The sequence below is a fragment of the Ancylobacter sp. genome, assembly GCF_965229075.1.
Taxonomy (GTDB): domain Bacteria; phylum Pseudomonadota; class Alphaproteobacteria; order Rhizobiales; family Xanthobacteraceae; genus Ancylobacter.
Genome location: NZ_CBDDIO010000002.1, coordinates 742,541 through 757,831, shown reverse-complemented (window position 1 = coordinate 757,831; position 15,291 = coordinate 742,541). Strand labels below are relative to the sequence as shown.

Sequence of the window (15,291 nt, the reverse complement as noted above, 5' to 3'; positions counted from 1 at the left end):
ACTCACTTTTCCCCGGCAGGCGAACGCTGCTTCCCTAGCACGGCGGTGGGCCGGCGGGGAGCGTGGCTTTCGTCCTCCCCGATCATTGCCTCCAGCGTTTCCAGCCGGTCGGCCTCGCCGGGCGGCTTGTCCCAGCGAAGCCGGGCGATGCGGGGAAAGCGCATGGCGAGGCCGGAGCGGTGGCGGGTGGAGCGCGCCAGCCCTTCAAAGGCGACTTCCACCACCAGCCCTTCGGTCGGCGTGTGCACCACCTCGCGCACCGGGCCGAAACGGTTGACCGTGTGGCGGCGCACGAAGCGGTCGATCTCCATCAACTCGGCATCGGTGAAGCCGAAATAGGCCTTGCCGACCGGCACCAGCTCGCCCGCTTCCGTCCAGACGCCGAAGGTGTAGTCGGAATAATAGGAGGAGCGCTTGCCGTGGCCGCGCTGGGCATACATCAGCACCGCATCGACGCTGTGCGGGTCGCGCTTCCATTTCCACCATGGGCCCTTGGGCCGGCCGGGCAGATAGGCGCTGTCGGCGCGCTTGAGCATCACTCCTTCCACCGCTTCCGCATCCTCCCCCGCGCCATGGGCGGCGGGGTCGGCACGGGCCGCAGTCAGCGCCTCCCAGCTGGGAAAGGGCACGAGCGGGGAGAGGTCGAGCCGTCCCTCCGCGGGATGGGCTTCGATCAACGCCTCCAGCCGCGCGCGGCGAGCGTCGAAAGGCAGGTCGCGCAGATCCTCGCCCGCTGCCATCAAGAGGTCATAGGCGCGGATATGGGCGGGGAACTCCATCAGCAGCTTGGGTGACACCGCCTTGCGGTTCAGCCGCTGCTGCAGCACGTTGAAGGACTGCACCCGGCCCTCGCGCAGGATCAGCAATTCGCCGTCCACCACACCGTCAAAGGCCAGCGCTTCCGCCAGATCGGGGAAAGCGCCTGAGATATCCTCGCCGGTGCGGCTGTAGAGCCGTGTGACATGCCGCCCATCCGGCCCGGCGGCGCGGGCGGCCTGCACGCGGATGCCGTCCCATTTCCATTCGGCGCGGAACTCGGCGGGGTCGAGCTTCGCGACATCCGCCTCTTCCAGGGGATGCGAGAGCATGACCGGCCGGAACGGGGCGGGGTCCTCGGTCTCCGGCTTCGGCCCGCGGCCTTCCGCCCAGGCGAACAGTTCTTCATAGGGCGGCGCCAGCCCCGGCCAGACCAGCTCGATCGCGTCCGGCGCATGCTCGCCCAGCGCCGCCACGGCAGTTTTGGCGAGGCGGGCGGAAACGCCGATGCGCAAGCCCCCGGTGATGAGCTTCAGCAGCGCCCAGCGGCCGGTCTCGTCCAGCCGATCGAGCAGGGAGGCGAGCACCGCCGGCATCTCGGCGCGGCCCATATGGGTGAAGGCGTGGACGATGGCGGAAAGCGGCGGCGGCTCGGTGTCGTTGAGCCCGTGTGGCGCCGGCCACATCAGCGCGACCGTCTCCGAGAGGTCGCCGACATAGTCATAGGAAAGAGCGAACAGCACCGGGTCGGTGCGCTCGCCGATGAGCTGGCGGATGAGGCCGGGCTTGGCGTTGCGGAACGACAGCGCGCCGGTGAGCGCCGCCAGCGCCCAGCCGCGTTCCGGGTCCGGCGTGTGGCGGAAATAATCGGCGATGAGCCTTATCTTGCCATTGCGGCGCGGCTCATAGGCGAGGCGGTCGAGCAAGGCGGCGAAGCGGTTCACGGCGCCACCTCCGGTGCGGAGGCTTCGGATGCCGGCGCCTCCGCAGCGGCGGCATCGGGCACGGCGCTCTCGCCCTCCTCCTCGCCATAGCCGACCATGTGCAGCGGCCGGGCGCGCAGCCCCGCTTGCGTCGCCCAATGGACCAGCGCGTCTTCCTGACCGTGGGTGACCCACAGCTCATCGCAGCCGGTGGCGCGGATGGCGACCTGCAACTCGTCCCAATCCGCATGGTCGGAGAGGATCAGCGGCAGTTCGACGCCGTTCTGCCGGGCGCGGGCGCGAATGCGCATCCAGCCCGAGGCGAAGGCGGTGACGGGATCGGGAAAGCGCCGCGACCAGACATCGGCGAGCGCGCCCGGCGGGCACAGCACCACGGCGCCCGCCCGCTCGGCCGGGGTGGCATCGCGGGCGGGGCGGGTCTCGCCGAGGTCGATGCCCTGCGTGCGGTAATAGGCGGTCAGCTTTTCCATGGCGCCGTGCAGCAGGATCGGCCGGTCGTGCCCTGCGGCGCGCAGCAGCGCCATCACCCGCTGCGCCTTGCCGAGCGCATAGGCGCCGACGAGATGTGCGCGCTCGGGAAACAGCGCCAGCGACTCCATCAGCTTGCCGATCTCCACCGCCGGGGCGGGATGGCGGAACACCGGCAGGCCGAAGGTCGCCTCCGAGATGAAGACATGGCAGGGTACCGGCGCGAAGGGCAATGCGGTGGGGTCGGCGCCGGGCTTGTAGTCGCCGGAGGCGACGATGGTGCAGCCGCGCCAGTCGAGCGCGATCTGCGCGCTGCCCAGAATATGCCCGGCGGGGTGGAAGGTGACGCCGACGCCGTTCACCTCGATGCGCGCGCCATAGTCGGCCGCCTGGGTACTGCCGGCGAAGGCCTCGCCATAGCGGATGGCCATGATGTCGAGCGTCTGCCGCGTCGCCAGCACGCGGCCATGGCCGGCGCGGGCATGGTCGGAATGGCCATGGGTGACCAGCGCCCGCGCCACCGGCCGCGTCGGGTCGATGAAGAAGTCGCCGGCCGGCGAATAAAGCCCCTGTGGGGTGGTGTGGAGAAGCTCTTCCGGGCGCATCGTGAAACCTATATAGGGCGCGCCTCCACTTTTTTCGCGAGACCCCGCCATGGCCGACGGCCGGCTCATTCTCTCCTCCGGCGACCCGACGGTCGATCGCCGGATCGACTGGGCGCGCGCGCTGATGGACGAGGGCAACGCCGCCGACGCGGCGGAGCTTCTCGCCGAGGCGGTGGCTCGCGCCGGCCATTACGCGCCGGGCTGGTTCCTGCTCGGCGAGGCGCGCGAGGCGGCGGGCGATGCACCGGGGGCGGGCGAGGCCTTCGCGCAGGCGCGGGCGCTCGATCCCGCCGACACGCTTGGCGCCACCCTGCGCCTCGCCCGGCTGGACGGCGAGGTGGCGGGCATGAGCCCGGCCTATGTGCGCGCGCTGTTCGACCAATATGCCGACCGTTTCGACGCGGCGCTGGCGCGGCTCGACTATCGCGGGCCGGAGGTGATCGAAGCGGGGCTGGCGCAGGTCTGCGAAAGGCTGGCGCGCCCTTTCGCTTTCGCCCATGGGCTCGATCTTGGCTGCGGCACAGGGCTGGTCGGCGCCCGGCTGGTCGACCGCATCGGCACGATGGAGGGCGTGGACCTCTCGCCCAACATGGTCGCCCATGCGCGGCGGCGGAAGGTCTATGACGCGCTCGCCGCCGGCGAGATGGTGGCCTTTCTCAGGTTGCGCCCGGCGCGCGAGGTCGATCTGATCTTCGCCGGCGACGCCTTCTGCTATCTCGACGACCTCACCCCCATTCTCACCGAGAGCCGGCGGGTGCTCGAGCCGGGCGGGCTGCTCGCCTTCACCACCGAGACCCATGGCGGCGAGGGCGTGCTGCTGCGTGACACGCTGCGCTTCGCCCATGCCGCGGACTATGTGCGCGCCGAACTGGTCGCCGCCGGCCTCGCGCCGCTCACCCTCGACCCGGTGTCGGTGCGCAAGGAAAAGGAGCAGCCGGTCGCCGGCCTGCTCGTGCTCGCGCTGCGCGAGGGGTGAGGGCTCGCAATTCCCGCCCGAGCCACTAGCTTCTCGCGGTGACGATCATGGATGCCGCGCCCGACGATCTTCTGCCCGAGTCGTTCCGACGCTGGTTTGCCGGCAGGGGCTGGGCGCCGCGCGCGCATCAATTGGAACTGCTGGCGCAGGCGCGGGAGGGGCGCTCCACCCTGCTCATCGCGCCCACTGGAGCCGGCAAGACGCTGGCGGGCTTCCTGCCGAGCCTGGTCGAACTCGCCGGCCGGCCGGCCGCGCGGAACAACCCCCGCCCGCTCGGTCTGCACACGCTCTACATCTCGCCGCTGAAGGCGCTTGCCGTCGATGTCGCCCGCAATCTGGAACGGCCGGCGCAGGAAATGGGCTTGGCCGTCCGCATCGAGACGCGCACCGGCGACACGCCCGCCTCGCGCCGCCAGCGCCAGCGCCGCGACCCGCCCGACATCCTGCTCACCACGCCGGAGCAGATCGCGCTGCTGCTCGCCTCCGCCGATGCCGAGCCGCTGTTCGCGGACCTCAAGCGCATCGTGCTGGACGAATTGCACGCGCTCGCCGGCTCCAAGCGCGGCGATCTGCTCAGCCTCGGCCTCGCCCGGCTGCGGCGCCTCGCGCCCGGCGTGCAGACGGTCGGCCTCTCCGCCACGGTGGCCGACCCCGACACGCTGCGCCGCTGGCTGGTGCCGCAGACCGGGGAGGGCGAGAAGGGCGGGCTGGTGGTGGCGGACCCCGGCGCGGCGCCCGACCTTTCCATGCTCGACAGTGTCGCCCATGTGCCCTGGGCCGGGCACACGGCGCGCCATTCGCTCAAAGAGATCTACCGCCTGATCGAGCGGCACACGACCACGCTCGTTTTCGTCAACACCCGCATGCAGGCGGAGCTGCTGTTCCAGGAGCTGTGGCACATCAACGACGCCAATCTGCCGATCGCGCTGCATCACGGCTCGCTCGACGTGTCGCAGCGCCGGCGGGTGGAGGCGGCGATGGGCGAGGGGAGGTTGAAGGCGGTGGTCTGCACCTCCTCGCTCGACCTCGGCATCGATTGGGGCGCGGTGGACCTTGTGGTCAATGTCGGCGCGCCCAAGGGCTCCTCGCGGCTCATGCAGCGCATCGGCCGGGCCAATCACCGGCTGGACGAGCCTTCCCGCGCGGTGCTGGTGCCGGCCAACCGCTTCGAGGTGCTCGAATGCCGTGCCGCGCTGGAGGCGGTGCGGGCGGGGGCGCAGGACAGCGTGGTGGTACGCTCCGGCGCGCTCGACGTGCTGGCGCAGCATGTGCTCGGCATGGCCTGCGCCGGGCCGTTCGAGGCCGATGATCTCTACGCCGAAGTCACCTCCGCCGAGCCCTATGCCGACCTCTCCCGCGCGGATTTCGACGATGTGGTCGCGTTCAACGCCACCGGCGGCTACGCGCTGCGCGCCTATGAGCGTTTCGCCCGCATAAGGCAGAGGAAGGATGGGTGCTGGCGCGTCGCCAATCCGCAGGTGGCGCAGCAATACCGGCTCAATGTCGGCACCATCGTCGAATCCACCATGCTGAAAGTGCGGCTCGCCAGCGCCAAATCGCGCTATGGCGGGCGGGTGCTTGGCGAGGTGGAGGAGTATTTCGTTGAGACGATGAGCCCCGGCGACACCTTCGTCTTCGCCGGCGAGGTGCTGGAATATCTCACCATTCATGAGAACGAGGTGCGCGTCGCCCGCACCAGCGCCAAGGAGCCGCGCGTTCCCTCCTATGCCGGCGGGAAGTTTCCGCTCTCCACCTTCCTCGCCGCGCGGGTGCGGGCGCTGCTCTCCGAGCCGGAGCGATGGCAGAGCCTGCCGGGCCAAGTGCGCGACTGGCTGGAGCTGCAGAAGCTGCGGTCCCGCCTGCCGGGGCGCGAGGATCTGCTGGTCGAGAGCTTTCCGCGCGGCGACCGCTACCATCTCGTCGCCTACCCGTTCGAGGGAAGGCTCGCCCACCAGACGCTCGGCATGCTGCTGACCCGCCGGCTCGACCGCGCCGGGCTGCACCCGCTCGGCTTCATGGCCAATGACTATGCGCTGGTGATCTATGGCGTGCGCGACATGTCGCTGGCCATCGCGCAGGGACGGCTGTCGCTCGACGCGCTGTTCGACGCCGACATGCTCGGCGACGATCTGGAGGAATGGCTGGCGGAATCGGCGCTGATGAAGCGCACCTTCCGCCAATGCGCGGTCATTGCCGGGCTGATCGAGCGGCGTTTCCCCGGCAAGGAGAAGAATTCCCGCCAGGTGACCATGTCGACTGATCTCGTCTATGACGTGCTGCGCCGGCACGAGCCGGGCCACGTGCTGCTGCGCGCGGCGCGGGCGGATGCGGCGACAGGGCTGTTGGACATTCGCCGGCTCTCGGACATGCTCGCCCGTATCCGGGGGCGAATCGACCATGTCGCCCTCTCGCGCGTCTCGCCGCTGGCGGTGCCGGTCATGCTGGAGATCGGCCGGGAAATGGTGGCGGGCGGGGCGTCGGAGGCGCTGCTGGCCGAGGCCGAGGACGAACTGATCCGGGAGGCGATGGACGGTGCAGGCGAGGGAAGCGGTTGAGGCGCAGAACGCGGCGGAGGACGGCACGGCGGTGACGCTGGCCGGGGCGACGCTGGTGCTCGATGCCGCCGGGGCGCTGTGGTGGCCGGCCGAGCGCATGCTGATCGTCGCCGACCTGCATCTGGAAAAGGGTTCCGCCTTCGCCGTGCGCGGCGTGCCGCTGCCGCCCTATGACAGCCGGGCCACGCTCGACCTGCTGGCCCGCCTCGTGACGCGCCGGCGTCCGCGCGTGCTGGTGGCGCTGGGTGACAGTTTTCATGATCGCGATGGCGCGGCGCGGCTCGGCCCGGACGAGCGCGCCAGCCTCGCGGAACTCGCGCGCGGGCGCGATCTAGTGTGGATCGCCGGCAATCACGATCCCGCGCCGATGCCGGGCCTCGCCGGTGACGCCGCCGACGAACTGCGCGTGGGCCCGCTCACCCTGCGCCACGAGCCCGCCGCAGATGCGGGCGAGGGGGAGATCGCGGGGCATTTCCATCCCGTCGCCCGGGTGGTGGTGCGCGGGCGCAGCCTGCGCCGGCGCTGCTTCGTCAGCGATGGAAGGCGCCTCGTTCTGCCGGCGCTCGGCGCCTATGCCGGCGGGCTGAACATCCGCCATGAGGCGGTGGCGGGCCTGTTCGGCGGGGCCTATGACGCGCATCTGGTCGGGGCCGCACGGACCTACCGCATCGCCCATCACGCCTGCCTGCCGGACCGCTGAGCTGCGCGAGCTTTCAGCGCGAGAAGATGAGATTGGACGGCGGGGCCGGGGCGCGCGGGGTGCCATTGCCGACCGAGCCGGTGATGTCTTCCGGGCCCGGCACGGTGGCGGGGCCGGCGGCGCGCAGCTGTTCCTGCCGGAACTGCGCCAGAAGCTGCCAGGACCCATAGGCCAGCGCCGAGCCGCAGACCGCGATCACCAGCATGGCGCGGATGCGCGCCAGCCAGCGGCCGGGCGCCGGGGCCGGGCGGGCGCCGATATGGCGGCGCGGTTCCGCTGGCGCGGCGGGGGCGGGCCGGGGCGCGGCTGGCCGCGGCTCCGCCGGGCTGGCGGCGCGGCGGGCCTGCGCGATCAGCGTCGCCCGGCTGGTGGCGGTGTCGTTCGCCGCCACCGGGGGTAGAGGCGCCGGCGCGGCTCCGTCTGGCGTCGGGCTCGCGGCCGGTGCGCGGCGGGTGGCGGCCGCGGTGCGGCTGAGCGCTTCCAGCGCGGCGCGCATCAGCTGCGGCTCGAAGGCTTTCGGGATGGAGGCCGGGGCTGGCGTGAACACGACGTCGGCGGACGCAGGCTGGGCCGCTTCCGGTTCCGGGGTCGCGGTTTCGGGCGCTGGCGCCGGCGATGCGGCGGTGAGGCTGGCGAGTTCGGCCGCGACCGCGGCTTCCGCCGCCGCCATGACGGCGGCGCGCTCCGACGACTTTTCAGCGCTGCGCCGGCTCTCCAGCGCGGCGATTTCGCGGCGGATGAGGGCGGTGATGCTTTCGGGATCGCCGCTGGGACCAGCGGGCGGGCGCGGCTGGGAGGCGGCGAGCAGGCTGGCGCGCGTCTCCTCCATCTGGATGAACAGGTCGTTGACCGCGCGCTCGATGCCGGCGAGCTGGACCGCGAACTGGCCGGCAAGATGGCCGGAAAGCTGGCTGGCGAGCTCGCCAGCCATGTCGCTGCCGCCGGACCCGACACGCTGCGCCAGCGCTTCGATCTGTCGGCCGAGCGCCTCGAAGCGGGGGCCGTCATCGACCGGCGGCGCGATCTGTTCCAGCCGGTCGGAAAGCCGCTTGAACAGCGCTTCCACACCGGCGGGCACCTCGCCGCGCGTGCGGGCAAGATCGGCCTGAATGGCGTCGAGACGCGCGAGCACATCGTCGAGCGACAGCGAGGCCGGCGCGGCAATCGTCCCGGAGAGCGTGTCGAGCCGGCGCTCCAGCGCGCCGAACGCGGCGGAGATGGTCTCGTTCTCGCTGGCGGCCATTTCCGCCACCCGGGTGGCGAGCAGCGACACCTGCTCGGCCAGCAGCCGCAGCGAATCCGAGGAGAGGGCACGGGCCTGCAGGTCGCGAATCTCGCCGATCTGCGCCTGCAGCCGGGCGACGGTGGCGCCGTCCACCACCTTGGCGTTGACGATGTCGATCTTGCGTTCCAGCGCCGCGAGGCGCCCGAGCAGGACCTCCGGCGGCTCCGGCAGGCGCAGCCCGCCGATCATCTCGCGCAGCGCGGCGAGGCTGGCGCGCAGGCTTTCGTCGCGCGTCTCGGAGCGCTCCACGCGCTCGACCAGAAGCTCGACCACGCGCTGCAATTCGTCGACCGACCGGCGCGGGGCTAGGCCGGCGATGGACTGCCGCAGGCCGGCAAGTTCTTCCTGCAGCGCGGCGAGCGCCTCGGACGGCAGCGGCGCGGGGGACGCAGGCGGCGGCACGGTTTCGCGCGCCACGCCGGCGCCGAACAGGTCGCGCGGCGGTGCCGGGCGTGTAGGGGCTTCCGGCATGGGGCTTTCAAGCGCCGGCGCCTCGGCAGCCTCCGGCATCGGGGTGGCAACCTCGCGTCGTGCGGGCGCCGCCGCAAGCGGCCGGCGCGGGGTGATCTCGCGGTCGAGCTCGCTTTGGCGCGCGGCGATCTCGGCCACGGCGGCCTCGATGGCGGCGGGGCTGGGGGCGGCTTCCGGCGTGGCGGCGCGGCGGCGGGAAAGCTGCAGCGCGGCCAGCCGATGGTCGATTTCGCGCATGGCGGCGGCGAGGCGGTCATTGGATGAGATCGCCGCAGCGGCGACGGCCTCGCGCGGCGCCGGTATGTCGACGGGCTGCAGCGCGATGGGCTGCGGCTCGATGGCCACCGGCTCGGCCGGGGTGGCGGCCTCGATGCGGCCGATCTGGCCGGCAAGTTCCTCGATGCGGCGGCGCAGCTCGGCGAGGTTGTTCAGGCTCTCCAGCCCCGGCGGGGTGACACTGGCGGCCGGACCCATGAGCTGGGCGCGCAGCCACTGGTCGAGCGGAAGGCCGTCCCGGCGGGCGGCCTCGTCCAAGGCGCGCCACGCCTCGGGGGCGATCGTTCCGGTCGTCGAAGGGGCCTCTTGCCTCACCTGGGGTCTCCGTCGTCCGGCACGATTGGCGGCAGGAATCATCGCGGCGACCGCGGAAGGCTGCCTGCCGCAACTGTTACGAATCTTGGTAAAGGGCTGGTTAATGACGGGGCGGGCGATAGGGCCTTTCCCGGCTTACAGCGGGGTGCCGGCCCACCGATTCCGGTTGCCGCAGCGCCCCTGGCCGGGCGCTTTCGTGGCTTGCGCCGGCCTTCCCCCGCGCTTTACCCCAGAGCGACGTGTGGGTGGGGTGTCGGAGATAAGTCAATAAAAACAAAGTTTTGGCTGTCCATTTAACAGTAAGTTTCCCTAACGGAGGGTGTGACTTTCTCCCCTTGCGGCAACCTCTCTGCGACAGTGGGTCAACAGCGCTGACGCGTGACCTGTCCCTTCCCCCCGGAGCTGCCCAGATGGATTTCACCTCCTACGAGGCCGAACGCACCCTCGACGTCGCCCACACCACGTCGGGCGAAGCCGGTTTCTTCACCATTGGCGACCTCGCCCGCGAATTCGGCGTGACGCTGCGCGCGCTGCGCTTCTATGAGGACAAGGGCCTGCTGGCGCCGCGCCGCGAGGGGCTTACCCGCCTCTACAGCGCCGCCGAGCGCTCGCGCCTCGCCATCATCCTCAAGGGCAAGAAGCTCGGCTTCACCCTCGCCGAGATCAAGGCGATGGTCGCCCTGCGCGAAGGCAGCGCGGTGCCGGCCGGCGGCCTAGCCCTCACCGCCGAGAAGTGCACCGAGCAGCTTGGCCTGCTGGAGCAGCAGAAGGTGGAGATCGAGGAAGCCATCGGCGAGCTGCGCCAGATGGTTGCCGCCTTCTCCACCCGCAGCGCGGCCTGACGCCTTCTCCACCTGACATGTTCTGAACGGCGCCCCGGTGGGCGCCGTTTGCTTTTCGGCGCGGCGCGGGGTGGGGCTTGCCCACGGGCCGCAAAAATCGGTTAGCGTGGGCGGCAAGGTCCGGATCACCCCGTTCAGCCGAGTGCCGCCATGTCGCGTTCCATCGACTATTATTTCTCCGTCATCAGCCCCTGGGCCTTCATCGGCCATGCCCGCTTTCTCGATCTGGCGCGGCGCCATGGGGTGCGGGTGAATTTCCGCCCGGTGCTGCTGGGTGAACTATTCGCGGAAACTGGCGGGCTGCCGCTCGCCAAGCGTCACCCCGCCCGCCAGCGCTACCGGACGGTGGAACTGAAGCGCTGGCGTGAGGCACGGGGTATCGACCTGCACGTTAAGCCGGCGCACTGGCCATTCGATCCGAAGCAGGCCGACCGGCTGATCATCGCCGCGCAGATCGCCGGGCATGATGTCGGCCCGCTGGCGCAGCGGCTGATGGCGGGGGTGTGGCAGCGCGAGGAGAACCTTGCGGACGCCGCGACGCTGGCCGCCCTTCTGGCGGAGCTCGGCTTGCCGGCGAGCCTGCTTGAGGCCGCCGCGCAGGACCGCACCGCCACCATCTACCAGGCCAATCACGATGCCGCCATCGAGGCGGACGTTTTCGGCTCGCCCGCCTATGTGCTGGATGGCGAGGTGTTCTGGGGCCAGGACCGGATCGAACTCCTCGACGCGGCGTTGTCGAGCGGGCGGGCGCCGTTCACGCCGTAACACGCACGCGCCCGCGTCTGGCTGAGGAGGCCGAGCATGCGGCTGAGCATGGGAATGACGACACGCCTTGGCCGCGCGGGCCTCATCGCCGGCGCGGTGCTGATGGCGGCGGGCGCGCAGGCGCAGCCGGCGCCGGGAGCCGGCGCACCCCCGCCGGAGGCGACCGGCTTCACCATGCAGCCGGTGGAGGGTGGGCTTATGCGGCTCGACACCCGCACCGGGGCGATGTCGTTCTGCGCCCAGCGCGCCGGGGGTTGGACCTGCGAGGCGGTGCCCGACGACCGGGCGGCGCTGGAAGCGGAGATCGGCCGGCTGCAGGCGCGGCTCGCGGCGCTGGAGAAGCGGGCCGCTGACGGTGGTGCGGGCGTTCCCGACATCATGGCTCCACCGGAATCGACGCCGCCGAAGGACGCGCCACCTGCGGCCGCCCCGGAGGAACTGCCGGCGGAGGCGCGCCAGAAGCTCGACCAGGCGGTCGATCTCGCCGAGCATGCCTTCCGCCGCTTTGTCGAAATGATCGAGCGCCTGCGCAAGGACCTGCCGTCCGACGCCGCGCCGCCCGCTCCGCCGCCGAAGGGGGAGGGGCTGTAAAGCCCCGTCGCTCCGGTCAGCAGGTGCCGATAAAGGCGTGGATGCGGGTCAGCGCCTGGTCGGCCAGCGAGCCGGGGAAGCCGACAAAGACATGGCAGCCGCCGGGATAGACGGCGAGTTCCGCTCCGTTGCCGGCGGCGAGCCAGCGCGGCGACATGAACAGCGTGTCGTCCAGCAGCGCATCGCGCGTGCCGATGGTGAACAGCGCCGGCGGCAGGCCCTTGAGGTCAGCATGCAGCGGCGAGATATCCGTCGCGCCAACCTCGCCGCCCTCGCGCAGATAATGGCCGACGAAGACGTTGATATCGCGCGTGTTCAGCACCAGCGGCTCGTCGCCCCAGTTGCGGGCGCTCGGCGTCAGGCCGAGATCATAGGCGCCGGCATTGAGATTGGCGGCGCGAAACGGGGTGAGGCCGTGCCGGTCGCGCAGGCGCAGCAGTGTCGCTACCGAGAGATTGGCGCCGGCGGATTCCCCGCCAATGGCGAAGCGGTCGGTGCCGAAGCGCGTCGGCCCCTCGCGCAGCAGCCATAGCGCGGCGGCCTCGCAATCGTCCGGACCGGCGGGATAGGGGTGCTCCGGCGCCAGCCGGTAATCGACCGAGACCACGGCGAAGCCGGTACGCTCGACGAAGCGGTGGTTGAGCCCATCATTCTCCCGCGCCGAGCCGAGGCACCAGCCGCCGCCATGAAGATGCAGATACACGCCCCTGGCCGGCGTTGGCGGGGTGAGGATGCGCAGCGGGATGGGGCCACGCGGCCCGTCGATCTCGATCGCCTTGGCATAGGGGCTTTCCGGCGAGAGCGGAAACGGGCCCTTTCCCTCAAGCCGCAGCTTGCGCAGCATCGCCATGGGAAAAACCCAGCGGTCCGGCACGGCGCCGAGCGCCTTGATGATGCTGGCATTCACCGCCCGCGTGTCGGGCGCGATGGCCGAAGGGTCAAACAGGGCGGGATCAACCACCAGCGGGGCGGCGGCGCGCGCGGGCGCCGGGGAAGGCATCGAACTCATAGGCAAGCGACACTCCGAGAAACGGGGGTGGCGAAGGACCTGTCATCAGGGGCTGATTGGGTCTATCCAAGCCTAGCTGGCGCGCGACGTCCAGCGCGCAAGGGGGCAGGAGGCATGCCGATGGCGCGGATCCGTCAGGGCGAGGTGCGCGAAAGCGCGGTGACGCGGCGGTTCACCACCCTTCTCAACGTCGACACGCCGGGCCGGGGTTTTGTGGAGATCACCGCGCCGGTGGCGGCGTTCCTCACGACTATCGGCGCCGGCGCCGGCGAGGGCGAGGTGTCGGTGTTCTGCCGCCACACCTCCGCCTCGCTCACCTTGCAGGAAAACGCCGACCCGGATGTGAAGACGGATCTGCTCACCGCGCTGGAACGGCTGGCGCCCGAGCACGCGGGCTGGGTGCACGATCTCGAAGGGCCGGACGACATGCCCGCCCATATCAAGGCCGTGCTCACCGGGGTGCACCTCGCCGTGCCGGTTCTTGACGGGCGCATGGCGCTCGGCACCTGGCAGGGGCTGTATCTCGTCGAGCACCGCGTGCGGCCGCACCGGCGCGAATTGGTTGTAGCCTTTGTCGGCGAGGCCCACTAAAGGTCGCGTAACGACCGGCGGTCAGGCCCGCGGCGGGCCCGCCGGCCGCGCGGCTTGCGGTGGCGATCCGTCCGCACCATGATCGCGGCACGGGCCCGCGGCGAGAACGGGTCGGTGCAGGTGGAGGGGGCCGCTGCGCGTGGATAGGACGACGAGTTTCCGGCTGGTGATCGCCGACGATCACCCGCTGTTCCGGGGCGCGCTGCGCGAGGCGCTGTCCCGCCAGTTTCCCGAGGCGGAACTGTTCGAGGCCGGCGGCTTCGAGGACCTTCAGGCGCTGCTGGAGCGCGAGAGCGACCTCGACCTGATCCTGCTCGATCTCACCATGCCCGGGGTGCGCGGCTTTTCCGGGCTGATGTACTTACGCGCGCAATATCCCGGCATCCCGGTCGTGGTGGTGTCCGCCAATGAGGAAGCCGGCGTCATCCGCAACTGCATGGAATTCGGCGCCTCCGGCTTCATCCCGAAGACCAGCGCGGCCGAGACCATGCGCGAGGCCATCGCTGCCGTGCTGGAGGGCCGCACCTGGACGCCGCGCGATGTTGATCTCTCCGGCGGTTCCGACAAAGAGACGCAGGCCCTCGTCGCCCGCCTCGCCACGCTCACCCCGCAGCAGGTGCGGGTGCTGATGATGCTGTCCGAGGGGTTGCTGAACAAGCAGATCGCCTATGAGCTCGGCGTCTCCGAGGCGACGGTGAAGGCGCATGTCTCCGCCATCCTGCAGAAGCTGGGGGTTGAGAGCCGCACCCAGGCGGTGATCGCCGCCTCCAAGATCGAGGGCGGCACCTGGGCGCAGGGTTCGCAGCCGGCGGGGTAGGGGTGCCTTCATCCTCGCGCCGTTCGCGTTGCGAGTTCGTCACCGATCAAACCTCTGAGCGGGAGACACTGGTTGGGCAATGCTGGGTGCAGGTGCCTAGCAGACACGCCGATCGTCTGAGAAGGGCGGTTAGCGACTATAGGACTGATGCCGAAAATGTCAGATTTGCACTAAAAACCAGTCTTTGGCGGCATGTGAACAGTGGTCGAATTGATTGGTGTGGGCGTGAATGAAACTCGAACTATGAATCAAATCAAAGTGAGCCAGCGGCATGTCACTCCTCGATCGCGCAAAAGAGTTATGGCTGTCTTCCGGTATTCAGAAACTTTTGGATGGGTTCACGCTTAATGGGGACTATAGCACGCAGTACGGCCAGCTTGGGGACTATATCGGAGGAGTTTGGGGGACTGTAATATCTGTTGTTACTTTAGTTATTGTTTATATTACTTGGATATCAACGCAAAAATTTGCTAGATTGCAGACAATTACAGTTTTTTTAATAGAAATGCTGAAAACACACGATACTATTTCCCAAAGTGGAGAGTTTAGTTTTTGGGATAGGCGCGGAACGCCATCAATTTTACTGCGTGAATTCGCCGCTCTATATAGAATCACTAGGCGCATTGTGCCATCTGATGATCAATGGAGCATAGACGATCGCATCGACATATCGTATACATTTGCATATTATGGCCTAAATATCCAATCTTATCACTCACTGTCTCAGTACGGCCGAGAATACATCAAAGCCGTTAGCGACTCTGCATCGAAACTTCGAAATAGATCAAAATCAAAATACCGAGATATGTTCAAGGGTCATCAATATAAACTTTCTCATTATAATAGAAATCTATTTGGAATGTACAATTTGATTGACAATTCTGATCTTGATATATCAGAAAAACACAAATTGTCAAAAATAATTCGTACAAAATTGTCTAATTATGATCAAGCGTTACTTGCGCTAAATGTAATGTCCCATCTTGGTCGCGAATGGGAAGATTGCGGTTTTACGGCGAAATATCGTCCGTTTGGAAACATTCCTGAAAAATTCTTCGGGTTTGATAAAAATTTTGACATCTTGCATAGATTTCCGACGGTTTTCTTCGAATGGGAGGCGCCAATTAAGAAGAGACCCTTATATCGGACCAGAAACGTCGGCCCAATTCGGATAATAACTCAAGGTCGAGAATTCGTGGCAGTAAAAATTAAAACTGGAAATAAGATTTGATTTTAGCAATGTATTTATGAGGTAATTGGGTCGGATTTCTGGTGTAATTTCTACACGACACCAGCCCGCGTCGCCTTCACTGTCGGCGAGCTCC

13 protein-coding genes are annotated in these 15,291 nt (G+C 68.6%); 9 read left to right on the top strand and 4 right to left on the bottom strand.

What is annotated here, in order from left to right; genetic code table 11:
* Positions 1 to 2 precede the first annotated feature (2 nt).
* Positions 3 to 1,700, bottom strand: a complete 1,698-nt coding sequence (locus ACO07Z_RS09605) for a cisplatin damage response ATP-dependent DNA ligase (protein WP_421698519.1) — start codon at positions 1,698 to 1,700, stop codon at positions 3 to 5.
* Positions 1,697 to 2,773 carry a ligase-associated DNA damage response exonuclease gene (locus ACO07Z_RS09600; RefSeq protein WP_421698518.1) on the bottom strand — a complete coding sequence of 359 codons (1,077 nt, stop codon included), beginning with the start codon at positions 2,771 to 2,773 and terminating at the stop codon, positions 1,697 to 1,699. Before ACO07Z_RS09600 ends, ACO07Z_RS09605 begins: the two co-directional genes overlap by 4 nt.
* Before the next feature lie 49 nt (positions 2,774 to 2,822).
* Here ACO07Z_RS09600 and ACO07Z_RS09595 point away from each other — a divergent pair, with 49 nt between their 5' ends.
* The 3 genes from ACO07Z_RS09595 to pdeM are packed head-to-tail and all read left to right on the top strand — an operon-like array spanning position 2,823 to position 7,004.
* The gene (locus ACO07Z_RS09595) at positions 2,823 to 3,749 is read left to right on the top strand and encodes a class I SAM-dependent DNA methyltransferase (RefSeq protein WP_421698517.1); all 927 of its coding nucleotides are present in this window, start codon (positions 2,823 to 2,825) and stop codon (positions 3,747 to 3,749) included.
* Between the two features lie 47 nt (positions 3,750 to 3,796).
* The gene (locus tag ACO07Z_RS09590; protein WP_421698516.1) at positions 3,797 to 6,304 is read left to right on the top strand and encodes a ligase-associated DNA damage response DEXH box helicase; all 2,508 of its coding nucleotides are present in this window, start codon (positions 3,797 to 3,799) and stop codon (positions 6,302 to 6,304) included.
* A complete protein-coding gene (gene pdeM, locus ACO07Z_RS09585; RefSeq protein ID WP_421698515.1) occupies positions 6,282 to 7,004 on the top strand; it encodes a ligase-associated DNA damage response endonuclease PdeM in 723 nt (240 codons plus the stop codon). The genes ACO07Z_RS09590 and pdeM overlap by 23 nt, the downstream gene beginning before the upstream one ends.
* A gap of 13 nt (positions 7,005 to 7,017) precedes the next feature.
* Here pdeM and ACO07Z_RS09580 read toward each other — a convergent pair whose 3' ends face one another.
* On the bottom strand, positions 7,018 to 9,351 hold the full coding sequence (locus tag ACO07Z_RS09580; protein WP_421698514.1) for a hypothetical protein: 2,334 nt from the start codon (positions 9,349 to 9,351) through the stop codon (positions 7,018 to 7,020).
* 410 nt (positions 9,352 to 9,761) lie between these two features.
* On the opposite strand from ACO07Z_RS09580, the gene ACO07Z_RS09575 reads away from it, so the two are divergent.
* The 3 genes from ACO07Z_RS09575 to ACO07Z_RS09565 all read left to right on the top strand — a co-directional run bounded on the left by ACO07Z_RS09575 (position 9,762) and on the right by ACO07Z_RS09565 (position 11,549).
* Positions 9,762 to 10,193, top strand: a complete 432-nt coding sequence (locus ACO07Z_RS09575; protein ID WP_421698513.1) for a MerR family transcriptional regulator — start codon at positions 9,762 to 9,764, stop codon at positions 10,191 to 10,193.
* A 150-nt stretch (positions 10,194 to 10,343) separates the two neighbouring features.
* Positions 10,344 to 10,958: a 2-hydroxychromene-2-carboxylate isomerase gene (locus ACO07Z_RS09570; RefSeq protein WP_421698512.1), complete on the top strand. Its 615-nt coding sequence runs from the start codon at positions 10,344 to 10,346 to the stop codon at positions 10,956 to 10,958.
* A gap of 54 nt (positions 10,959 to 11,012) precedes the next feature.
* Complete coding sequence (locus tag ACO07Z_RS09565; protein ID WP_421698511.1) at positions 11,013 to 11,549, top strand: hypothetical protein; 537 nt, start codon at positions 11,013 to 11,015, stop codon at positions 11,547 to 11,549.
* A gap of 16 nt (positions 11,550 to 11,565) precedes the next feature.
* Here the strand turns inward: ACO07Z_RS09565 and ACO07Z_RS09560 are convergent, their stop codons facing one another.
* On the bottom strand, positions 11,566 to 12,549 hold the full coding sequence (locus tag ACO07Z_RS09560) for an alpha/beta hydrolase (protein WP_421700783.1): 984 nt from the start codon (positions 12,547 to 12,549) through the stop codon (positions 11,566 to 11,568).
* Between the two features lie 129 nt (positions 12,550 to 12,678).
* On the opposite strand from ACO07Z_RS09560, the gene ACO07Z_RS09555 reads away from it, so the two are divergent.
* The 3 genes from ACO07Z_RS09555 (at position 12,679) to ACO07Z_RS09545 (ending at position 15,197) form a co-directional block, all read left to right on the top strand.
* A complete protein-coding gene (locus tag ACO07Z_RS09555; protein ID WP_421698510.1) occupies positions 12,679 to 13,149 on the top strand; it encodes a secondary thiamine-phosphate synthase enzyme YjbQ in 471 nt (156 codons plus the stop codon).
* Between the two features lie 139 nt (positions 13,150 to 13,288).
* On the top strand, positions 13,289 to 13,966 hold the full coding sequence (locus tag ACO07Z_RS09550; RefSeq protein ID WP_244378935.1) for a response regulator transcription factor: 678 nt from the start codon (positions 13,289 to 13,291) through the stop codon (positions 13,964 to 13,966).
* 271 nt (positions 13,967 to 14,237) lie between these two features.
* Positions 14,238 to 15,197, top strand: coding sequence for a putative phage abortive infection protein (locus tag ACO07Z_RS09545; RefSeq protein WP_421698509.1), 960 nt, complete (start codon positions 14,238 to 14,240; stop codon positions 15,195 to 15,197).
* Positions 15,198 to 15,291 lie beyond the last annotated feature (94 nt).

Bases quoted from the DNA above. Each gene is read 5' to 3' on its own strand.
- ACO07Z_RS09600 (WP_421698518.1), bottom strand. From the start codon at position 2,773: ATGCGCCCGGAAGAGCTTCTCCACACCACCCCACAGGGGCTTTATTCG.
- ACO07Z_RS09595 (WP_421698517.1), top strand. From the start codon at position 2,823: ATGGCCGACGGCCGGCTCATTCTCTCCTCCGGCGACCCGACGGTCGAT.
- ACO07Z_RS09590 (WP_421698516.1), top strand. From the start codon at position 3,797: ATGGATGCCGCGCCCGACGATCTTCTGCCCGAGTCGTTCCGACGCTGG.
- ACO07Z_RS09575 (WP_421698513.1), top strand. From the start codon at position 9,762: ATGGATTTCACCTCCTACGAGGCCGAACGCACCCTCGACGTCGCCCAC.
- ACO07Z_RS09570 (WP_421698512.1), top strand. From the start codon at position 10,344: ATGTCGCGTTCCATCGACTATTATTTCTCCGTCATCAGCCCCTGGGCC.
- ACO07Z_RS09565 (WP_421698511.1), top strand. From the start codon at position 11,013: ATGACGACACGCCTTGGCCGCGCGGGCCTCATCGCCGGCGCGGTGCTG.
- ACO07Z_RS09560 (WP_421700783.1), bottom strand. From the start codon at position 12,549: ATGCCTTCCCCGGCGCCCGCGCGCGCCGCCGCCCCGCTGGTGGTTGAT.
- ACO07Z_RS09555 (WP_421698510.1), top strand. From the start codon at position 12,679: ATGGCGCGGATCCGTCAGGGCGAGGTGCGCGAAAGCGCGGTGACGCGG.
- ACO07Z_RS09545 (WP_421698509.1), top strand. From the start codon at position 14,238: ATGTCACTCCTCGATCGCGCAAAAGAGTTATGGCTGTCTTCCGGTATT.